The organism is Kosakonia arachidis, from assembly GCF_900116535.1.
Lineage (GTDB): Bacteria > Pseudomonadota > Gammaproteobacteria > Enterobacterales > Enterobacteriaceae > Kosakonia > Kosakonia arachidis.
Map to the genome: position 1 here is coordinate 1,396,623 of NZ_FPAU01000001.1, position 18,909 is coordinate 1,415,531.

The 18,909-nt window shown below is 53.1% G+C and carries 14 protein-coding genes and 1 pseudogene; 8 read left to right on the forward strand and 7 right to left on the reverse strand.

Going from position 1 to position 18,909, the window contains the following annotated elements:
- Nucleotides 1–45: 45 nt before the first annotated feature.
- Nucleotides 46–1,827, reverse strand: a complete 1,782-nt coding sequence (locus BM427_RS06800; protein WP_175539124.1) for a thiamine pyrophosphate-requiring protein — start codon at nucleotides 1,825–1,827, stop codon at nucleotides 46–48.
- A 105-nt stretch (nucleotides 1,828–1,932) separates the two neighbouring features.
- Between BM427_RS06800 and BM427_RS06805 the strand changes: the two genes are divergently transcribed.
- Complete coding sequence (locus BM427_RS06805) at nucleotides 1,933–2,355, forward strand: GNAT family N-acetyltransferase (RefSeq protein ID WP_090120310.1); 423 nt, start codon at nucleotides 1,933–1,935, stop codon at nucleotides 2,353–2,355.
- A gap of 219 nt (nucleotides 2,356–2,574) precedes the next feature.
- Here the strand turns inward: BM427_RS06805 and BM427_RS06810 are convergent, their stop codons facing one another.
- Entirely contained in the window at nucleotides 2,575–3,816 is a 1,242-nt protein-coding gene (locus BM427_RS06810) for a diguanylate phosphodiesterase (RefSeq protein ID WP_090120312.1), read from the reverse strand.
- Nucleotides 3,817–4,540: 724 nt separating this feature from the next.
- On the opposite strand from BM427_RS06810, the gene BM427_RS06815 reads away from it, so the two are divergent.
- From BM427_RS06815 to BM427_RS06835, 5 genes are all read left to right on the forward strand, one after another.
- The gene (locus BM427_RS06815) at nucleotides 4,541–6,079 is read left to right on the forward strand and encodes a methyl-accepting chemotaxis protein (RefSeq protein WP_090120313.1); all 1,539 of its coding nucleotides are present in this window, start codon (nucleotides 4,541–4,543) and stop codon (nucleotides 6,077–6,079) included.
- 49 nt (nucleotides 6,080–6,128) lie between these two features.
- Nucleotides 6,129–7,214, forward strand: coding sequence for a mannuronate-specific alginate lyase (locus tag BM427_RS06820; protein WP_090120314.1), 1,086 nt, complete (start codon nucleotides 6,129–6,131; stop codon nucleotides 7,212–7,214).
- Nucleotides 7,215–7,791: 577 nt separating this feature from the next.
- Nucleotides 7,792–7,929, forward strand: coding sequence for a stationary-phase-induced ribosome-associated protein (gene sra / locus BM427_RS06825; RefSeq protein ID WP_090120315.1), 138 nt, complete (start codon nucleotides 7,792–7,794; stop codon nucleotides 7,927–7,929).
- A gap of 178 nt (nucleotides 7,930–8,107) precedes the next feature.
- Entirely contained in the window at nucleotides 8,108–9,811 is a 1,704-nt protein-coding gene (locus BM427_RS06830) for an NAD-dependent malic enzyme (RefSeq protein WP_090120317.1), read from the forward strand.
- Between the two features lie 306 nt (nucleotides 9,812–10,117).
- Nucleotides 10,118–11,824 carry an ABC-F family ATP-binding cassette domain-containing protein gene (locus BM427_RS06835; protein WP_090120318.1) on the forward strand — a complete coding sequence of 569 codons (1,707 nt, stop codon included), beginning with the start codon at nucleotides 10,118–10,120 and terminating at the stop codon, nucleotides 11,822–11,824.
- Nucleotides 11,825–11,974: 150 nt separating this feature from the next.
- On the opposite strand, the gene BM427_RS06840 is transcribed toward BM427_RS06835, so the two are convergent.
- Nucleotides 11,975–12,574, reverse strand: coding sequence for an inorganic diphosphatase (locus tag BM427_RS06840; RefSeq protein WP_090120319.1), 600 nt, complete (start codon nucleotides 12,572–12,574; stop codon nucleotides 11,975–11,977).
- A 278-nt stretch (nucleotides 12,575–12,852) separates the two neighbouring features.
- Between BM427_RS06840 and adhP the strand changes: the two genes are divergently transcribed.
- Complete coding sequence (adhP, locus tag BM427_RS06845; RefSeq protein ID WP_090120320.1) at nucleotides 12,853–13,863, forward strand: alcohol dehydrogenase AdhP; 1,011 nt, start codon at nucleotides 12,853–12,855, stop codon at nucleotides 13,861–13,863.
- A 191-nt stretch (nucleotides 13,864–14,054) separates the two neighbouring features.
- On the opposite strand, the pseudogene BM427_RS06850 reads toward adhP, so the two are convergent.
- Nucleotides 14,055–14,165, reverse strand: a pseudogene (locus tag BM427_RS06850) (type VI secretion system tube protein Hcp); the annotation flags it as partial.
- Between the two features lie 243 nt (nucleotides 14,166–14,408).
- On the opposite strand from BM427_RS06850, the gene BM427_RS06855 reads away from it, so the two are divergent.
- Complete coding sequence (locus BM427_RS06855) at nucleotides 14,409–15,722, forward strand: L-cysteine desulfidase family protein (RefSeq protein ID WP_090120322.1); 1,314 nt, start codon at nucleotides 14,409–14,411, stop codon at nucleotides 15,720–15,722.
- 187 nt (nucleotides 15,723–15,909) lie between these two features.
- Here BM427_RS06855 and araJ read toward each other — a convergent pair whose 3' ends face one another.
- From araJ to fdxH, 3 genes are all read right to left on the reverse strand, one after another.
- On the reverse strand, nucleotides 15,910–17,082 hold the full coding sequence (gene araJ, locus BM427_RS06860) for an MFS transporter AraJ (protein ID WP_090120323.1): 1,173 nt from the start codon (nucleotides 17,080–17,082) through the stop codon (nucleotides 15,910–15,912).
- Nucleotides 17,083–17,375: 293 nt separating this feature from the next.
- Nucleotides 17,376–18,032 (reverse strand): formate dehydrogenase-N subunit gamma, encoded by a 657-nt coding sequence (fdnI, locus tag BM427_RS06865; RefSeq protein ID WP_090120324.1) that lies wholly within the window; start codon nucleotides 18,030–18,032, stop codon nucleotides 17,376–17,378.
- A complete protein-coding gene (gene fdxH / locus BM427_RS06870) occupies nucleotides 18,025–18,909 on the reverse strand; it encodes a formate dehydrogenase subunit beta (RefSeq protein ID WP_090120326.1) in 885 nt (294 codons plus the stop codon). The genes fdnI and fdxH overlap by 8 nt, the downstream gene beginning before the upstream one ends.

Here is an 18,909-nt window from a genome sequence, read left to right on the forward strand (position 1 = left end):
GGGAAGAAAGGAAGGAAGAAACCGGGCATCAGCGCCCGGTTTTTTTTACGATTTTTTGTGGAACAACTGGCTAGCTGTATCGCTCAGTACCTGCACAGCGCCCCGATCGCCCTTCACCATCGACGCCATAAAGGCTTTGGCCTGTTTCAGTGTAATATGCGGCGGTAACGGCGCGACTTCCGGATCGGTTTTCACCTCCAGCAGTACCGGGCGATCTGCCTGCAACGCCTGTTGCCAGGCCGTGCTCAGCGCCTCCGGCGTATCGACGAAAATGCCCTGCAAGCCCAGCGAGCGGGCAAACTCCGCGTACCGGACATCAGGCACCTGTTGCGAGGCTTCAAAGCGCGGATTGCCTTCCATCACCCGCTGCTCCCACGTCACCTGGTTGAGATCCTGGTTGTTGAAGACGCAGATAATCAACCGTGGATCCTGCCACTGCTGCCAGTATTTCTGCACGGTAATCAGCTCGGCCATGTTGTTCATCTGCATGGCACCATCGCCGACCAGCGCCACGACGGGTTTTTCTGGCGCGGCAAATTTCGCCGCAATGGCATACGGTACTGCCGCGCCCATACAGGCCAGACCGCCGGAGAGTGATGCGCGCTGCCCCTGTTTGACGCGGTAATCACGGGCGAACCAGTTGGCGCAGGAGCCGGAATCGGAGGTTACAATGGCGTTTTCTGGCAGCAGCGGCGACATTTCCCACACCACTCGCTGCGGGTTGACCGGCCTGGCTGGTGCCATCGCGCGCTGCTCCATTACCTGCCACCATGCCTGTACCTGACGGGCGATCTCCTCCTGCCAGCTGCGGTCTTCTTTGTGCGTCAGCAACGGTAGAAGCGCCTGTAAAGTTTCTGTGGCGTCGCCGTGTAGCGCCACCTCGCAGGGGTAACGTAGGCCGAGCATCGCCGGATCGATATCAATTTGCACTGCTCGCGCCTGGCCTTCCGGCGGCAGAAACTCCGTCCACGGGAAACCGCTGCCGATCATCAGCAGCGTGTCGCATTTCTGCATCAGTTTCCAGGAGGGCTCCGTTCCCAATAGCCCAATCGAGCCGGTGACAAAGGGCGCATCATCCGGCAGGACGTCTTTACCCAGCAGCGCTTTGGCGACACCTGCACCAAGCACATTGGCGGCCTGAACCACTTCCACGGCGGCATTACGCGCACCAGCACCGATCAGAATCGCCACTTTTTTCCCGGCATTCAGCACTTCTGCCGCGCGTTGCAGATCGCAGTCATGCGGGATAACGCGTGGGCGCTGATAACCGACGGCTGAGTGGGTAAACCCGTGCGTATGCGCCGGTGGCTGCCATTCTTCATCCTGAATATCTTTCGGCAGGATCACAACACCAACACCGTTCTGCGCAATGGCAATACGTACACCGCGATCCACCAGATGGCGGACCTGCGCGGGGGATGCCGCTTCCTGCACGAAATTCGCCACATCAGCAAATATGCGGTCGAGGTTCATCTCCTGCTGATAACTGGCGCCACGCGCGGTGGTTTCTGCCTGGCCGCTGATCGCCAGCACCGGAGCGTGATCCATTTTGGCGTCATACAGCCCGGTTAACAGATGTGTGGCCCCCGGCCCGCCCGTCGATAAGCAGACGCCTGGCTCGCCGGTGAATTTGGCGTGACCGACCGCCATAAACGCGGCCATCTCTTCATGACGTACCTGAATAAATTCGATACCGTCTCCGGCTTTGTTGGCGCGCTGAATAGCCCCGAGCACGCCATTTATGCCATCGCCAGGGTAACCGAAAATGCGCGTTACGCCCCACTCTTTCAGGCGTTTGACAAAGAAATCGCTTGTTTTCATGGTCACTGAAATGTTCTCCTTGCGCGTGGATAACCGTCTTTAAAGGTAGACGATGCCAGGATCAGTTCTGGCGGTATCCGCTGAGCAAACGCGGAAATAAGGAAGAAACGGATGAATCTTATCGTTAAGCATGAAGTGACTGAGCAGGACCAGAGCGAGCTGTTTGACGGTTTACGGCGTTACAACCAGCAGTTTGTTAATCTCAGCGAGTGGTCGCATCTGGCGGTCTATTTTCGCGACGAAAGCGGTGTAATGCAGGGGGGCGTGATCGCCCGCCAGCAAGGGGAGTGGTTGGATATCAAGTATCTTTGGGTGCATGAGTCGCAGCGCGGTAACGGACTGGGGCGCGAGTTGATGCTGCGGGCGATGCAGGAAGCGGTAGCGATCGGCTGTCGCCACGCGCTGGTCGACACCTTCAGTTTTCAGGCGTTGCCTTTCTACCAAAAACTGGGCTTTGAAGAGCAGATGACGCTGGCGGATTTCCCGCACAAGGGAATGCAGCGCCACTATCTGATCAAAGACCTGCCAGCATGAGACTGGTTAATGGCGTCGTGTTCGACATCCGCCACTTCCTTTTACCATGCACGGAGAGTAGTTATGTGCTGGTTGCAATACCCGCCACCAGCAGTACAACCAAACAGAATGTAATACTGCTCAGAGGAAAGGGTTGTGCGCCTGCCCACGAGCAGCAACCCGTTTACTGAAATTCATCCTCTCTCCCCTTTATCTCGGCCCCTGACCCCAATTAATAACTCACACTTTTTTGCGGCTCGTCAGCGATGGCGAGATGCGTTGGGGCCAGTTGATGGGGGAAACACCATTGAGTGCCGGGCGGGCAAACAGGAATCCCTGGAAACGTTCAACACCCACTGCTTCCAGCCAGCACCACTCTTCAATTTTTTCAACGCCTTCAGCCACCACGGTGATTTGCAGCTCAGCGCAGCAATCGAGAATGGCTTTCACAATCGCCTGCTTCGGGCCGTGCAGATGAATGTCAGTGACGATGGTGCGGTCGATTTTAAGTTTGTCGGGCTGGAATTTTGCCAGCAGCGACAGCCCGGCGAAACCGGAACCAAAATCATCAATCGCCAGGCCGATTCCGGCAGCGCGAAGCTGGCGAATGGCCCATGTGAACTCATCGTAGCCGGAAATCACTTCATCTTCTGTCACTTCAACGATGATTTGCCCTGGGTTGAGATGATTGCGGGTTATGTGATTGAGCAGAATGTCCACCGCGCCGGGAATTTTCACCAGCGACATGGGTAACAAATTGATGGCCACTTTGTGATTGCCAATTCCCAGGCGGCTGGCCATCGCCAGCGCCCAGCCTTTGGACGCGAGATCCGCTTCATGCAGCTTGTCGGGGGCAATTGTGGCGAAATACTCCTGCGGGCTGCCGCCGTTCGGTCCGCGGATCAGCGCTTCCAGCGAAGAGATATTGCCGCGCAGCGGTTCAATGATCGGCTGGAACGCGAACTGGCACGGCTGGCCTTCAGTCACAGGTGTGCTGACATTGACGAACGGTGGGCTTTTAAGGGTAAATGACCACTGATCCGGCTCGGTATTACGTATTCCGTCATTGCTCTTCGGCGAGGCGATAAAATTGCGGATGAATTTGTAAACCCGATCATTGCTCGCCAATTGATACTTCAGCGTGCCAAACCGCAGGATTGTGCGCAGCACCGCTGGCGATGTCATTGAGCAGAGATCAAACAGCATCATGCCGCGATCGACAAACCGGCGGCACGGCGCATAATCACGCAATAATTCAACCATACTGCTGTGGCGTGTATCCCGGCTTATTCGCTCATAGACCACGTTCACTGCGTCCAGCGGCCCTTCAAGGACCTGCAAGAAATGATCGCCATTGAACAGTAAAATCCCTGTGACCTGCAACTGTGAATTGCGCAGGTTTGCTCGCTCGACAATTGACGTCAGCTGAGAGGGATCTAATGTGCGATTCAGACGGCTACGGTAAATCAAAGTCGCTAACACGAGAAGCTACCCTCAGAATGCCTGGAAAAACCCGATTAGATAATGCAATCTCGCGATCCTAGCAAGATTGCAAGCATTCAGTCCGTTGATTAAGGGGTATTCTATTAGCGTGCTCGCTGGCTTAACAGGGTTAATCGGAGGCGATAACCGTGTTATGAATGCGTTGAGAAACGGCTTTCTGCGTGGTAAAGCGCTCGCGACAGCCAGTGCATCAAAATCACCTGATGCTCGTGCTTTGCCTCTTCCTTCGCCATGAGTATTGCGCGCAGTTTTCCCATTTCATATTCGCGGTCAGTGTTATTTCCCACACAAAATATAATCTCTTTGAGCTGCTGCTAAGGCGATCTTTAATGAATGCTGCAGTTTTGTTCATATTTTGCCTGGTGAAAATGTAAACAAATTAGCCTGCTATGTTAATATTTTTATTTCCCGACCTTTAATTTTCAGACTTTCATGGATTGCGGGCTGATAATTTAGCTTAAGGGTTAATTTATGGCTGATGCATTTTAATTTCGTCATTTTTCTTTCGCAAAATCATAACAATATTTATCAGTGGAACTGTTACCCTGACTTAAAAAATATTTATCATAGCTACTTTTCGTTGGCCTCTGCTTTGTGGAGAATACATCGGCAATAACAAATCGACTGGCCGGTAAATTATAAAAAAAAGCTATTACCGCGTCAGTAATACTTTTTTGAACGCGGTATATTGTGGGGTATATTCATGAAGCGTAACACTCCTGTTACACAGAAAGAGTTTTTGCTTAACGATGGCATGACACTGTTGTCGACTACTAACATACACAGCCAGATTACTTATGCTAATTCCGCCTTTATTGATGCCAGCGGATATAGCGAAGATCAACTTATGGGTGAGGCGCATAATATAATTCGTCACCCTGATATGCCGCCTGCGGCATTTGGCGATATGTGGTTCACTATCCAGCAGGGAGACTCCTGGACCGGAATTGTTAAAAACCGCCGCCTCAATGGTGATCACTACTGGGTTCGCGCCAACGTTACCCCGGTATATCAGCAAGGGCAGCTCACCGGTTATATCTCGGTGCGAAATATCCCAACGCGTGAAGAAATTGACGCCTGTGCTGAACTTTATCAGCAGGCGAATGAAAACAAACTCCGCAGACATCGTTTTTATAAAGGTCTGGTTGTTCGTCGAGGTTTATTTTCTTTTTTCTCTATTTTTCAGCGAATCAGTGTTTCAAAACGCATAAATGTTGGCACGATTATTACTGCCGCCCTGCTCGTTGCGCTGCAATTTGTACCTTTTGATGCTGCAGAAAAAGCCGGGAGTTCAATTATTATATTAGGGTTTTTGTCATTTTTTTTGCACAGTCAACTATCTGCTCCGTTGAAAATCGTGTTGGATCAAATGCAGAAAGTGGTTTCCGGACGCGAGGCCGATTATGTGCACTTTAATCGTGTGGATGAAATTGGTTTATTGATGCGTCTGGTTAACCAGGCCGGGTTAAATCTCCGTTCTCTGGTGGGTGATGTATCGACGCATATCAATGGCATTCGAGTGATTAGTGGGCGTATTTCCAGCGAAGGCGAATCTCTGCAACGCCGCACGGAAGAAACCTCCGGCGAACTGCATCAGACCGCCGCGGCTGTAGAAGAGATCGCCAGTGCCGTGCGCCAGACAGCGGCAACCGCTGCTGAAGCGATGGTCAGAGCGGATGAAGCCAGCGCCAGTGCGATGGAAAGCGGTAATGTGATGAAAAAAACTATCGACATGATGCAGTCTGTTTCTGCGGATAACAGCAAAATCGTCGATATTATTAGCGTCATCGACAGTATCGCCTTCCAGACCAATATTCTGGCGCTGAATGCGGCGGTGGAAGCTGCGCGCGCCGGGGAATCTGGCCGTGGTTTTGCTGTGGTTGCCGCCGAAGTACGCAATCTGGCGCAACACTCAGCCTCCGCCGCGCGCGAGATCCAGACGCTGATCGAGCATAACGTGGCGAATGTGAAAAGCGGTGTTGATATGGTTGCCAGCACAGAGACGCATCTGACGGCGATGATTGACAACGTGATTAACATGTCCACGATGATCAAAGAGATCAGCACCGCGACCCACGAACAGACGCAGGCTCTGGAGCTGATTAACCAGTCTGTTTCTCGTATCGGGACGATGACCCACAACAACACGTCGATGGTGGAACAGGTGACCAGCGCAGCGGAGGATCTTTCGGAACGGACTACCCGCCTGCATCGCGCGGTACATGTGTTCGGCGGTAGCTGATAAACACATGCTATAGTCGCAGCGGGCATTTTTGCGCAAAAGGCGAAGCATGATGTTACTCAGAGCAGTACTGATTTTTATCCTGTCGGCGGCCACCTGTGCCGCCGCTTCTCTGCGTCCTCCTGCCGGATTTATGCAGCCACCGGAACAACAGGCTTCAGACGATAAAGCGGTAAAGTGCCCGGATGTTCCCACACCGTTTACTCGCGTGCTCGATTTTCCCAGTAAATATGAAGGCTCCGACCACGCCCGCGCCACGCTCAATCCACAGGCTGATGCGGCGTTTCGCCAGCAAACGCAGCCCATCACCGAAATGGAGCGCTATATCAGCCGTCAGGTCACCGCCTGGGCGCACAGCGGGAATGCGCAGCACATTGCCTGCACGGTGGCCGCGCTGGATCAATGGGCCAGCGCGGGCGCATTAACGGAACGTGCCCAAAATCATACTGGCAGGTCAATGCGCAAATGGGCGTTGGCTTCCTTCTCCTCCGCCTGGTTGCAACTGGAATACGCGCCGCAGCACCCGCTTAAGGCTTATCCGGATCAGCAAAAAAATATTCAACGCTGGCTGGGAAATCTGGGGGATTTGGTCGTGAAGGAGTGGCATGATTTGCCGCTTGATAAGGTTAACAACCATAGTTACTGGGCAGCCTGGGCCATCATTACCACTGCCGTGGTAACGCAGCGACAGGATCTGTTCACCGCCGCGCTGGATATCTATCGCACCGCCATGCAGCAGGTAGATGATGAGGGCTTTTTACCCAATGAACTGCGCCGCCGCCAGCGCGCCCTTTCCTATCATAATTACGCGCTGCAACCGCTGGTGATGATCGCTCTGTTTGCGCGGGCAAACAGCGTTGATGCGTTGGTGGAAAATCACAGTGCCTTAAAACGCCTCGGCGTGCGGGTTATTGGTGGGCTGGATGAGGCCAGCGCATTTACGCAACGTACTGGCGTAGTGCAGGATATGGCGTTTTTGCAACATCCGACGAACCTGGCCTGGCTTGAGGCCTGGTGTTCGCTGTACGCCTGTGACAGCACACTGAGACAGCGACTGGCCAGTTTGCGCCCCTTGTATAATACGCGTCTGGGGGGCGACCTGAGCCGTCTGGCCGGTGCCTACGGCGTTGAGTGAATCACTTATTGCCCATTTCAGAGAGCCGTCAGGTAATCGGTGCAGATTTACGGCGTGCCGGAAAACGAGGCGAGCGGTTTCCACTTTCGTCATTCCGGTTCGTCCCGGCAAAAAATTGCACTTCGTCCCAACCTGGAAGGCGCGTCAGGCAAAGTGATTAAGACTCTATTTCTCTGCTGTTATTTGCAGAATGCGTCGCGTCTGGGGATGTAGTGTGTGGTTTTTTTTAATTATCCTTTAGTGAAGGGGCATATTTTAGTGCGTGTTAAAGAGACCTTCAGCGTATCAATGGGTATAGTCCTGGTGTTTTAAAGATGCGTTCGGGAAAAGGTTATTTGCTTATTTATTGCGATCCCTTTTCATGCACTTCTCCAGTATTTTTCGCCAGATGCGCAGGAACAACCGGCTGAATTAAGACAATCCTGAAATCCCTTTTTCCTGTTGCGCTTTACGTAACAATGATCGAGGATAGTTGTTCGGTATTTTTTTGTACCGAACTGCAATGATGAGATTGAATTTCGCCCGGCACTGTTACCGGGCTTGTCCTTGAAACATTGAACTGGATTAAGGAGTAAGCATGAAATCGAACCGTCAGGCACGCCACATCATGGGGCTGGATTACAAAGTGTCAAATACGCGTAAAATTGTTACTAAAGACAATGAGGAAGAGACGGTGGTCGTTCATCGCTCCGGGCGTCATCGCCGCGCGGGTTAAGTTTTTCCCCCTTAACCACCCCAATCGGGGTGGTTTTTTGTTTTCCCTGCTTGATAACAATTCATCAACGAAATCCGCGAACAAGCAGAATTTGCTGACGGCTTGCTTTATACTTTCGCCCGTCGCACACCCCCCCGCGAAACGCGCTCGCAGGGATCGTTGAACAAGGAGCTGTAAAATGAATGCCAAACATAATAAAAACCGATCGTTATATATTCCTTATGCCGGGCCAGTGCTGCTGGAGTTTCCACTGCTGAACAAAGGCAGCGCCTTCAGCATGGAAGAGCGCAGTAATTTCAATCTGCTGGGCTTGTTACCAGAAGTAGTTGAAACAATTGAAGAACAAACCGAACGCGCCTGGTTGCAGTACCAGAGCTTTAAAACAGATATTGATAAGCACATTTATTTACGCAATATCCAGGATACCAACGAAACCCTCTTCTACCGTCTGGTAGAAAACCATCTCGATGAGATGATGCCAGTGATCTACACCCCGACTGTTGGTTGGGCCTGTGAACGCTTCTCTGACATCTACCGCCGTTCTCGTGGTGTATTTATCTCCTGGCAGAATCGCAGCAGTATGGACGATATTCTGCAAAACGTACCGAACCACAATATCAAAGTGATCGTGGTGACCGATGGCGAACGTATTCTTGGTCTTGGCGACCAGGGGATTGGTGGCATGGGGATTCCGATTGGCAAGCTGTCGCTCTATACCTCCTGTGGCGGTATCAGCCCGGCTTACACCCTACCTGTGGTTCTGGATGTAGGCACCAACAACCAGCAATTGATTAATGATCCGCTCTATATGGGGTCACGCCACCCGCGTATTACCGGTGAAGAGTATTACGCTTTCGTCGATGAATTTATTCAGGCAGTGAAACAGCGCTGGCCGGATGCGCTGCTGCAATTTGAAGACTTCGCGCAGAAAAACGCGATGCCGTTGTTGAATCGCTATCGCGATGAGATCTGCTGTTTTAACGATGATATTCAGGGGACGGCAGCCGTAACTGTCGGTACGCTGATTGCCGCCAGCCGTGCGGCGGGTAGCCAGTTGAGTAACCAGAAGATAGTCTTCCTCGGCGCAGGTTCAGCCGGTTGCGGTATCGCTGAGCAGATCATTGCCCAGACGCAGCGCGAAGGTTTGAGCGAAGCGGCGGCCCGTCAGAAAATCTATATGGTCGATCGTTTCGGTCTGCTGACGGACGAAATGCCGAATCTGCTGCCGTTCCAGAGCAAACTGGTGCAGAAACGCGAAAACCTGCAAAACTGGGATACAGGCGCGCAGAATGAAGCACTGTCGTTGCTGGATGTCGTACGTAATGTGAAGCCGGACATCTTGATCGGGGTTTCTGGACAGACGGGTCTGTTCACCGAAGAGATCATCCGCGAAATGTACAAGCATTGCCCGCGCCCAATCGTGATGCCGCTCTCCAACCCGACTTCCCGTGTGGAAGCGACACCGCAGGACATCATTAGCTGGACCGATGGTATGGCGCTGGTCGCCACTGGCAGTCCGTTCGCGCCGGTGCAGTGGAAAGAGAAAACCTATCCAATTGCTCAGTGCAATAACGCCTATATTTTCCCGGGCATTGGTCTTGGGGTGATCTCCGCCGGCGCGTCGCGCATCACCGATGAGATGCTGATGGCTGCCAGCGAAACGCTGGCGGAATACTCGCCGCTGCTGCTGAATGGTGAAGGTCTGGTGCTGCCGGAACTGAAAGATATCCAGTCCGTTTCCCGCGCTATCGCGTTTGCCGTCGGTAAAATGGCGCAGCAACAAGGCGTGGCGGCGAAAACCTCGCCTGAAGCACTGAAACAGTCGATCGACGACAACTTCTGGGAACCGAAGTACCGCAGCTATCGCCGTACCTCTATCTGATCCTCCTGCGCCCGGCGTCCTTGTGCGCCGGGCTATGCTTCCTCGCTGGTAAAAGATTCATTTCCCCGCTAAAATCCTTTTCACCCATCAACTTACTGAATATAAAAGGAGGCTAATTATGCTGTATTGTGAACTGTTCAATGTTTCACATGCATTTGGCGATCGTGCCAGCTCAAGCGTTATCGGTATCGTGCTGCGATAACTTCGGCTTGAGCGAAGCTTAAAACCCCCTTCTCTCGGGCTTACCGGGTTATCGTCAGCGATGTTTGACGAGGCACTCTCGTGCCTGTAACTCTTGAGTAAGCAATGAGCACATTACTATCTGCACAATCTCTCCGTGTTGAAACGGCCTTTGGCCCGTTATTCTCCGATCTCTCTTTTACCCTGAGAAAAGGCGATCGCCTTGGACTTATTGGTGACAATGGTTGCGGCAAAAGTACCCTGCTGAAAGTGCTGGACGGCTCGCTGTCTCCGCTTTCCGGCAACGTTACGGTTGCGCACCACTGCCTGCTGGCGCGCGTGGAACAACATTTGCCTGACGATTTGCTGGCGATGACGTTGCTTGATGCCGTGCTGGCGCAGTTGCCTGGCAACGAGCGTGACAACCAGCGCTGGCGCGCGGAATCGCTGCTTGCCAGCATGGGGCTGAGCACGGCGGAAATCGCCCTCACCGCCGCCACTCTCAGCGGCGGCCAGCATACCCGCTTGCTGCTGGCGCGGGCGCTGATCCGCGAACCGGATCTGTTGTTGCTGGATGAACCCGGTAACCATCTTGATCTGCCGACGTTGTTGTGGCTGGAGCAGTTCCTGCTCGGCTGGCGTGGAAGCTTTGTGATGGTTTCTCATGATGCTGCCTTGCTGGATGCTGTTACTAACGGCAGCTGGATCCTGCGTGACCACACTCTGAACCACTTTGCTTTACCGTGCAGCCAGGCGCGCCAGGCGCTGGAAGAGCGCGATGCAAGCGACGCGCTACGTCACAAAGCGGAACAAAAGGAGATCGACCGTGTGACGGCGAGTTCTAAGCGGCTGGCTATCTGGGGACGGGTCTACGACAACGAAGATCTGGCGCGCAAGGCTAAACAGATGGCGCGGCAGGTTGAGCGCCTGAAAGAGAGCCAGACCACCCTAACCGAAGGTAGTGCCTGGCGGCTCTCGCTGCATGGCGAAGCGCTACCCGCGGATCGACTGCTGGAGATGGAACAGCTTGCTGTGCCGCCCTCATCAGGGTTGCCCGCCCTGTTCCATGTTCCGCTCGCCCGGTTGAAAAGCGGCGATCGCGTGGCGGTGATGGGGCGCAACGGCTGCGGGAAATCATCGCTGTTGCGGCTGATCTGGCGGGCTTTGCACGGCGAAGCATCTACGTTGCGGCTACATCCACGTCTGCATACGGGATATTACGACCAGACGTTACATCAGCTACCGAATGATGCCACGCTGTTCGACGCGCTGGAGCCGTTTGCCCCCCAGCCCGCCGATCGCAAAATGGCGCTGATTAGCGCCGGTTTTGCCTGGGCGCGTCACGGGCAGCGGGTGGCGACATTGAGCGGCGGCGAACGTTCGCGGCTGCTGTTTGTCGGCCTGTCGCTGGCGCGGTTTAACCTGTTGTTGCTGGATGAACCCACCAACCATCTTGATATGGCAGGCAAAGAGGCGTTGGCCGAAACCCTGCAACAGTTTAGCGGCGGGGTCCTGCTGGTCAGTCACGATCGTCAATTGATTAATGCCTGCTGCAATCGTTTCTGGCTGGTGGAAAACGGCGAACTGAACGAATGGCATGATGCCGAAGCGGTTTATTATCGCTTACGGGAAAGCGTCGCGGTTTCTGCCACTCAGCCGCAGCCGCTTGTTGCTGCGGCTGATGAAACGGATGACGACGACACCCTTCTTCTGCGCCTTATCGAACTGGAGACGCGGCTAGAAGAGGATCTGGCGCGTAAGGATAAGCATCAGAAACCGCAGTTGCAGGCACAGTGGCGCGAGGAGATTGACCGTATACGTCTTCTCCTGTAGGCCGGATAAGCGGCAGCGCCATCCGACGAAGTATTGTGCTTTTGCCGGATGTGCTTTTCCGGATAGCGGCTGTGACTGAGCTAGCCCGGGGAGTCGGCTTAAAACGCGGGGCCATTTAATGCAAACAGGCGCTCTTCTGCGCCTGTTTTTTTACTGCGAATGTTTCGCTTTCCAGGCTTCCCATGCCTGTTTAATTTCCTGCTTCGCGCTGGCGGCGTCGTTAAAGCCGTTCAGCTCAACTTTTTTGCGACCGTCAGGCAATTGTTTGTAGACGCGGAAGAAAGCTTCCAGTCGTTCCTGCTCGATCTTCGGCAGATCGGTGACATTCTTGATGTCGTCATAGGTTGGGTCAATTTTGCTGGCCGGAACGGCAACAATTTTGTCGTCGGTCTCGCCGCCATCAATCATTTTCAGCACGCCAATTGGGCGCAGCTTGATCAGTGTGCCCGGAGCCAGCGGCGCGCGGGTATAGAAAATCACATCCAGCGGATCGCCATCCCCCGCCAGCGATTGGGTCAGCGAACCGTAATTCGCCGGATAAGCGACCGGCATTGACTGGAAGCGATCGACGACAATAAAGCCGGTTTTCGCGTCTGTTTCATATTTGATAATGCCGCCTGCCGGGATCTCCGTTACCGCATAAAACTCGTCCGGGTTGTTTTCAGGCTGCGGGAATTCGAGGATATTCTGCGCCTGCACGGACGCTGAAATCAGTACGCTCACCGCGAGGATTTTTTTCACCAGATGCATTGTTGTTCACTCTTTGTTTTTAGAAAGCAACAATTTGGCGACAATAGATGACAACCGTATGACATCCCTTTCTGCACATCAATAACCTTATAAATAAGATAGTTATGGTCTTTTTCCCCCTACCTGAATTGGGGGATTATTCGCTGAATGTTTACAATATGTTGCCAACCCATTGAATCCACTGTCTAACCCCCTTAATCCTTAAAGATGTAGATAACGGTTGAAGCCGAACGCCACACCCGGATCTCAGTTCTTATGCTTATCAAAGGAGAAACACCATGAAAGCTGCTGTAGTTACGAAAGATCATCAGGTTGATGTCACTGAAAGGACACTGCGTCCGCTGAAGCATGGCGAAGCGTTACTGAAAATGGAGTGCTGTGGGGTATGTCATACCGACCTGCACGTGAAGAACGGTGATTTTGGCGATAAGACCGGTGTTATTCTCGGTCATGAAGGGATTGGCATTGTGGCTGAAGTGGCAGAAGGCGTTACGTCGCTGAAAGTGGGCGATCGCGCTTCTGTCGCCTGGTTTTTCCAGGGGTGCGGCCACTGTGAATATTGTAACAGCGGTAACGAAACCCTCTGCCGTGACGTGGTGAATGCTGGGTACACTGCCGATGGCGGCATGGCACAAGAGTGCATTGTGGTGGCGGATTACGCGGTAAAAGTACCGGATGGCCTTGATTCAGCGGCAGCCAGCAGCATCACCTGCGCCGGAGTCACCACCTATAAAGCCGTTAAAGTCTCGCAGATCAAACCTGGGCAGTGGATTGCTATTTACGGTCTCGGCGGTCTCGGTAACCTGGCGCTGCAATATGCGAAAAATGTCTTTAATGCCAAAGTTATTGCGCTGGATGTTAACGATGAGCAACTGAAGCTGGCGGCCAGCATGGGCGCAGACCTGACCATCAACTCGCGTAGCGAAGATGCAGCGAAGATCGTGCAGGAAAAAACCGGCGGTGCGCATGCTGCGGTAGTGACGGCGGTGGCGAAAGCGGCGTTTAACTCCGCCGTCGATGCAGTGCGCGCTGGCGGCCGCGTGGTAGCGGTTGGTCTGCCGCCGGAAGCGATGAGCCTCGATATTCCGCGCCTGGTGCTGGACGGTATTCAGGTGGTCGGTTCGCTGGTCGGTACGCGCCAGGACCTGACGGAAGCCTTCCAGTTTGCCGCCGAAGGTAAGGTAGTACCGAAAGTGGCGCTGCGTCCGCTGGAAGATATCAACGCTATCTTCAAAGAGATGGAACAGGGCCAGATCCGCGGCCGCATGGTAATCGATTTACGCCATTAATTACCTGCTATTGCCTATAATCACGGGAGCATCGATGCCTAATGCTGGTCACGTAAGGTGACCGGCATTGTTTTTAAAAAAGTATTTGGACTTTTTTGCCTCACCAATGGAATTGTAAATATCACATCGTTTTTACGCCCAGATTCCGTAGGCAGGCGTTATACGGAGAAAACGCAGAGCAATATGCGTCATCAACCACAACAAAGATCGTTCCCTGAATCACGATAGATAATATTACCTTCCATATACTTCCAGGTAATCGCCCCATAACGCAATTCGAGCGTTTCCAGATGAGTGCTGCTCGGTGCATCCTGCAAAGCACTTTTTGCTGATTATCAGCCCGCTCGCCTGTGCTTTTTTGTTGCGATCATCTTCATATTAAGCAAATTATTACATTATAAATATTTTTAAGAGAATAAATTTCTTAATTTATAGAAATTACCCGTTTTTTTGTGACGTTTTTCTCTGCGCCCAAGCGTATGCTTTTTTCCATTCTACCTGTCTCCGTTTATGGCGTTTGCCTGATTATCCTGAAGGTTGTCGTTATGTCTGAAATTATAAAAAATCCGTTGTGGCAGCGTTTCATCCACGCAGTGCAGGAAGAGGTTAAACCTGCGCTGGGTTGTACAGAACCGGTTTCCCTGGCACTGGCGGCAGCGGTTGCGGCCTCTGAACTGAATGGTTCGCTGGAGCGTATTGACGCCTGGGTCTCCCCCAATCTGATGAAAAACGGGCTGGGGGTGACGGTGCCGGGAACCGGCATGGCTGGACTGCCGATCGCTGCAGCGCTGGGGGCATTAGGTGGAAATCCCGGTGCCGGGCTGGAGGTGCTGAAAGATGCCTCTGTACAGGCGATTGCCGATGCGAAAGCGATGCTGAAAGCCGGAAAGGTCAAGGTGATGCTTCAGCAACCCTGCGACGATATCCTGTTTTCCCGTGCAAAGCTCTACAGTCAGGATGGTTGGGCGTGCGTAACGATCGTAGGCGGGCATACTCACATTGTGCATATCGAAACAGAGACTGGCGTGAAGTTTACTCAGGACGCGGGTGTGGGGACTGATGATCGGGCATCGCCGCTAGCGGTATTGTCGGAGACGTCATTGAAAGAGATCCTCGCGTTTGTGAATACCGTGCCGTTCGACGCTATTCGTTTCATTCTGGATGCCGCCCAACTTAACGGCGCACTGTCGCAGGAGGGATTACGGGGAACATGGGGATTGCATATCGGCGCGACGCTGGAAAAACAGTGCGCGCGCGGTCTGCTGGCAAACGATCTCTCGACGGCGATCCTCATCCGTACCAGCGCAGCGTCAGATGCACGCATGGGGGGGGCAACATTGCCTGCCATGAGCAATTCCGGTTCCGGTAATCAGGGAATCACCGCCACGGTACCCGTGATGGTAGTGGCGGAGCACTTTGGTGCCAGTGATGAGAAACTGGCGCGTGCGCTGATGCTTTCTCATCTGAGTGCCATCTACATCCACCATCAACTCCCGCGGTTGTCAGCGTTGTGTGCGGCAACAACAGCAGCGATGGGGGCGGCAGCCGGAATGGCCTGGTTGATGGGCGATGGGCAATACAGCACGATTTCAATGGCAATCAGCAGCATGATTGGCGATGTGAGCGGAATGATTTGTGATGGCGCATCGAACAGTTGTGCGATGAAAGTCTCGACAAGTGCATCTGCTGCGTGGAAAGCGGTGCTGATGGCGCTGGACAATACGTCAGTCACGGGTGACGAAGGGATTGTGGCCCACAACGTGGAACACTCGATTGCGAATCTGTGTGCGCTGGCGTGTCATTCCATGCAGCAAACGGACAAACAGATCATTGGGATCATGACCCGTAAAGCACATTAATTCATCGGCCGGATACGGCGTTTACAGGGCTATCCGGCAAATTTTTACGCGATTCTTATTCCCCTTTCAGCCGTACTTCTGTATCTGTCGCAATCGATTCGGGTTCCGTCAGCATCAGGCAAACCTAAGTTACCCTGAACGTGTCGCCGCCATTCAGGACCGGGCAAGCGTCGTGCTTACCCTTTTTTTATGCCTGTGTGACAGGTTCGGTTCTCATTTTCGTGCGGCGACGACCATAGACCAGCAGTGCGGTCATGGCGGCAAAGGTCAACACCGCTGCAGGCAGCGTAAGATAGCGATAAGTCAGGCCGAAAGTAATGATCAAGCCACCGAACCATGCGCCCACCGCGTTGCCGAAATTGAAGGCCATTTGCCCTCCTGCTGCGCCCAACATCTCGCCGCCCTTCGCATTTTGCAGCAGCATAATTTGCAGCGGCGCGGAGAGCGCAAACAGGCCTGCGCAGCAAATAAAACCGAGCGACAGCGCCCCGACTTTGTTTTCTCCAGCGACGAACAGCCCCAGCATCGCCAGCATAATGCAAAATTCAGTCGCTGCCGCAATGCGTAATGGACTGAATTTGACGGAGAGCTTGCCGCTGAACATATTCCCCAGCACCATTCCCAGCCCCATCAGCGTCATGATGAAAGTCATCGAGACTTCGGAGAAGCCAGAGACGGTGACCATAAATGGCTTCACGTAGCTGAACCAGGCAAACACACCGGCATTGCCAAACATGGTGGCGGCGAAAATCAGCCACGGCTCTGGTTTTTTCAGAAATTGAAACTGTTCGCACAGGCGGCTTTCGGTGTTATCAAACAGCGCCGGAACCCAAAAGATCACCGAGATAATTACGGCGATGTCGAACAGCGAAATCAGCAAGAAAGTGTAGCGCCAGCTAAAACTGTGGCCGATCCATGTACCCAGCGGAATACCGATCAGATTCGCGACGGTCATACCGGCGATCATGCCTGCCACTGCCATCGTTACTTTGCCGGGAGGGGCTATTTTCGACAGGATAATTGCCCCAACGCCAAAGATTGCCCCATGCGGAAAACCGGAAATTAAGCGGGCGATAATCAGCATCGGATAAGCGCTGGAGAACGTGAACATGGCATTACCGATGACGCACAGCACCACCAGAAACAACAAGATGTTTTTCAACGAAAAACGGTTAGAAAAAAGCGCCATGATCGGCGCGCCGATCACCACGCCAGAGGCATAAGCCGAAATCATATGTCCTGCCGACGGAATCGAGATACCGACATTGGTGGCGAGTTCCGTCAACACGCCCATAATACCGAATTCCGCCATTCCCAGACCAAAGGTCGCAAGTGCTAACGAAAAAATCGTTTTTTTCATACCACAAATCACTTGTTAAAAGAGTGTTGCGGGCATTATTGACCATTCAACCGCAGCAGACCAGACGAAAAGCCGCGACTGACTCATTAATCCATAAAATCAGGCAGGTTGCGGCAAAGATGACATTCGCCGTAATACAACATTGTCTCACCTGGCGGTTAAAAAATTCAGGCCGCATGATGATTTCGGTAATCTGCGCAAGGAAAGGGAACTGTGTTGTTGGTGCCCTTGATGCGCAGGTGGCGAATATCCACGAAAGCCGCTCCGGATGGGCATCCGGAGCGGGGTTAAGATCACTTGATCCCTTCGCTGCTCTCTTTTTTTGCTTCCAGACGCACCACATCGTTATACCAGCGCGGATGGTGTTTCTGCGCCCAGCGGCGGCTCACCTTCCCTTCGATCATGCCTTTAATGGAGCCCTTCACCCAGAAGGCCATATACATATGGATGAGGATGGCATGAATCAAAATAATCGCGGATGTAGCGTGCAGTAGCAGGCCGTAACGGATCACCTGAATCGGGAAATACTGCGCAAAATAAGGACGCCAGATGATGACGCCGGTCATCAGTAGCACCGTCATCATGCTCATGATGGTCCAGAACATCATTTTTTGTCCGGCATTGTATTTCCCGACCTTAGCGACCTTGTGCTCATTACCCTTTAATACTTCGACGATGTTTTTCAGCCAGGGCAGATCTTTTTTGTCCGGGATGTTGTGATGCACAAAGCGCACAAACATAAACATCAGCGCGAAGAAGATCGCCACACCAAAGAAGGGATGTAGAATGCGTCCCATCTGCGGCGTACCGAAGGTTTCCGTCAACCACTGTAATGTCGGGAAGAAAAACGAGATGCCGGAAAGCGCGACCAGAAAGAAGCAGACCACCACTGTCCAGTGACAGGCGCGATCGATAAATTGGGTACGCACAATCATTTTTGACTTACTCATGATGATCCTCTTCGTCGTCATCCACTTCTTTGTTCGGCCCAATCCCAATGTAGTGGTAAATCAAACCGGCGAACGTGGCGAGGAATCCCGCCGCCGACAGCGGTTTCAGCACCCCTTTCCACAGATTGACCGAGGTATCGATACGCGGATTTTCCGGCAAATTGTGGTAAAGCTGCGGCTGGTCTGCATGGTGCAGCACATACATAACGTGTGTCCCGCCGACGCCCTGCGGGTTATAGATCCCTGCGCTGGCGTAACCGCGCGCTTTCAGTTTTTCTACCCGCTGTTCGCCCAACGCCAGCATTTCCTCTTTGGTACCGAAATGGATAGCGCCAGTCGGGCAGGTTTTCACACAGGCAGGTTCCTGGCCGACGCTAACCCGATCGACACAGAGTGTACATTTGTAGACCCGGTTATCCTCTTTATTGAGACGCGGGATGTTAAACGGACATCCGGCGATACAGTAGCCGCAGCCGATACAGTTATCCTGCTGAAAATCGACAATACCATTGGTGTACTGAATGATCGCACCCGCAGAAGGACACGCCTTCAGGCAGCCCGGTTCGGCACAATGCATGCAGCCATCTTTGCGGATCAGCCACTCCAGTTTGCCATTCTGCTCGGTTTCGCTAAAGCGCATCACCGTCCAGGATTTGGCGCTCAGATCTGCCGGATTGTCGTAAACCCCGACACAATGTCCCACGTCATCGCGGATGTCGTTCCATTCTGAACACGCCACCTGGCAGGCTTTGCAGCCCACACAGGTGGAAACATCGATAAGCTTGGCAACTTCGGCCTTATAATCACGCGCCCGTGGGGGCGGCGTAATTGGGTTAGTCGCGGAGCGCTTAAGAATGTCCTGAGTTTCCATAGCCAT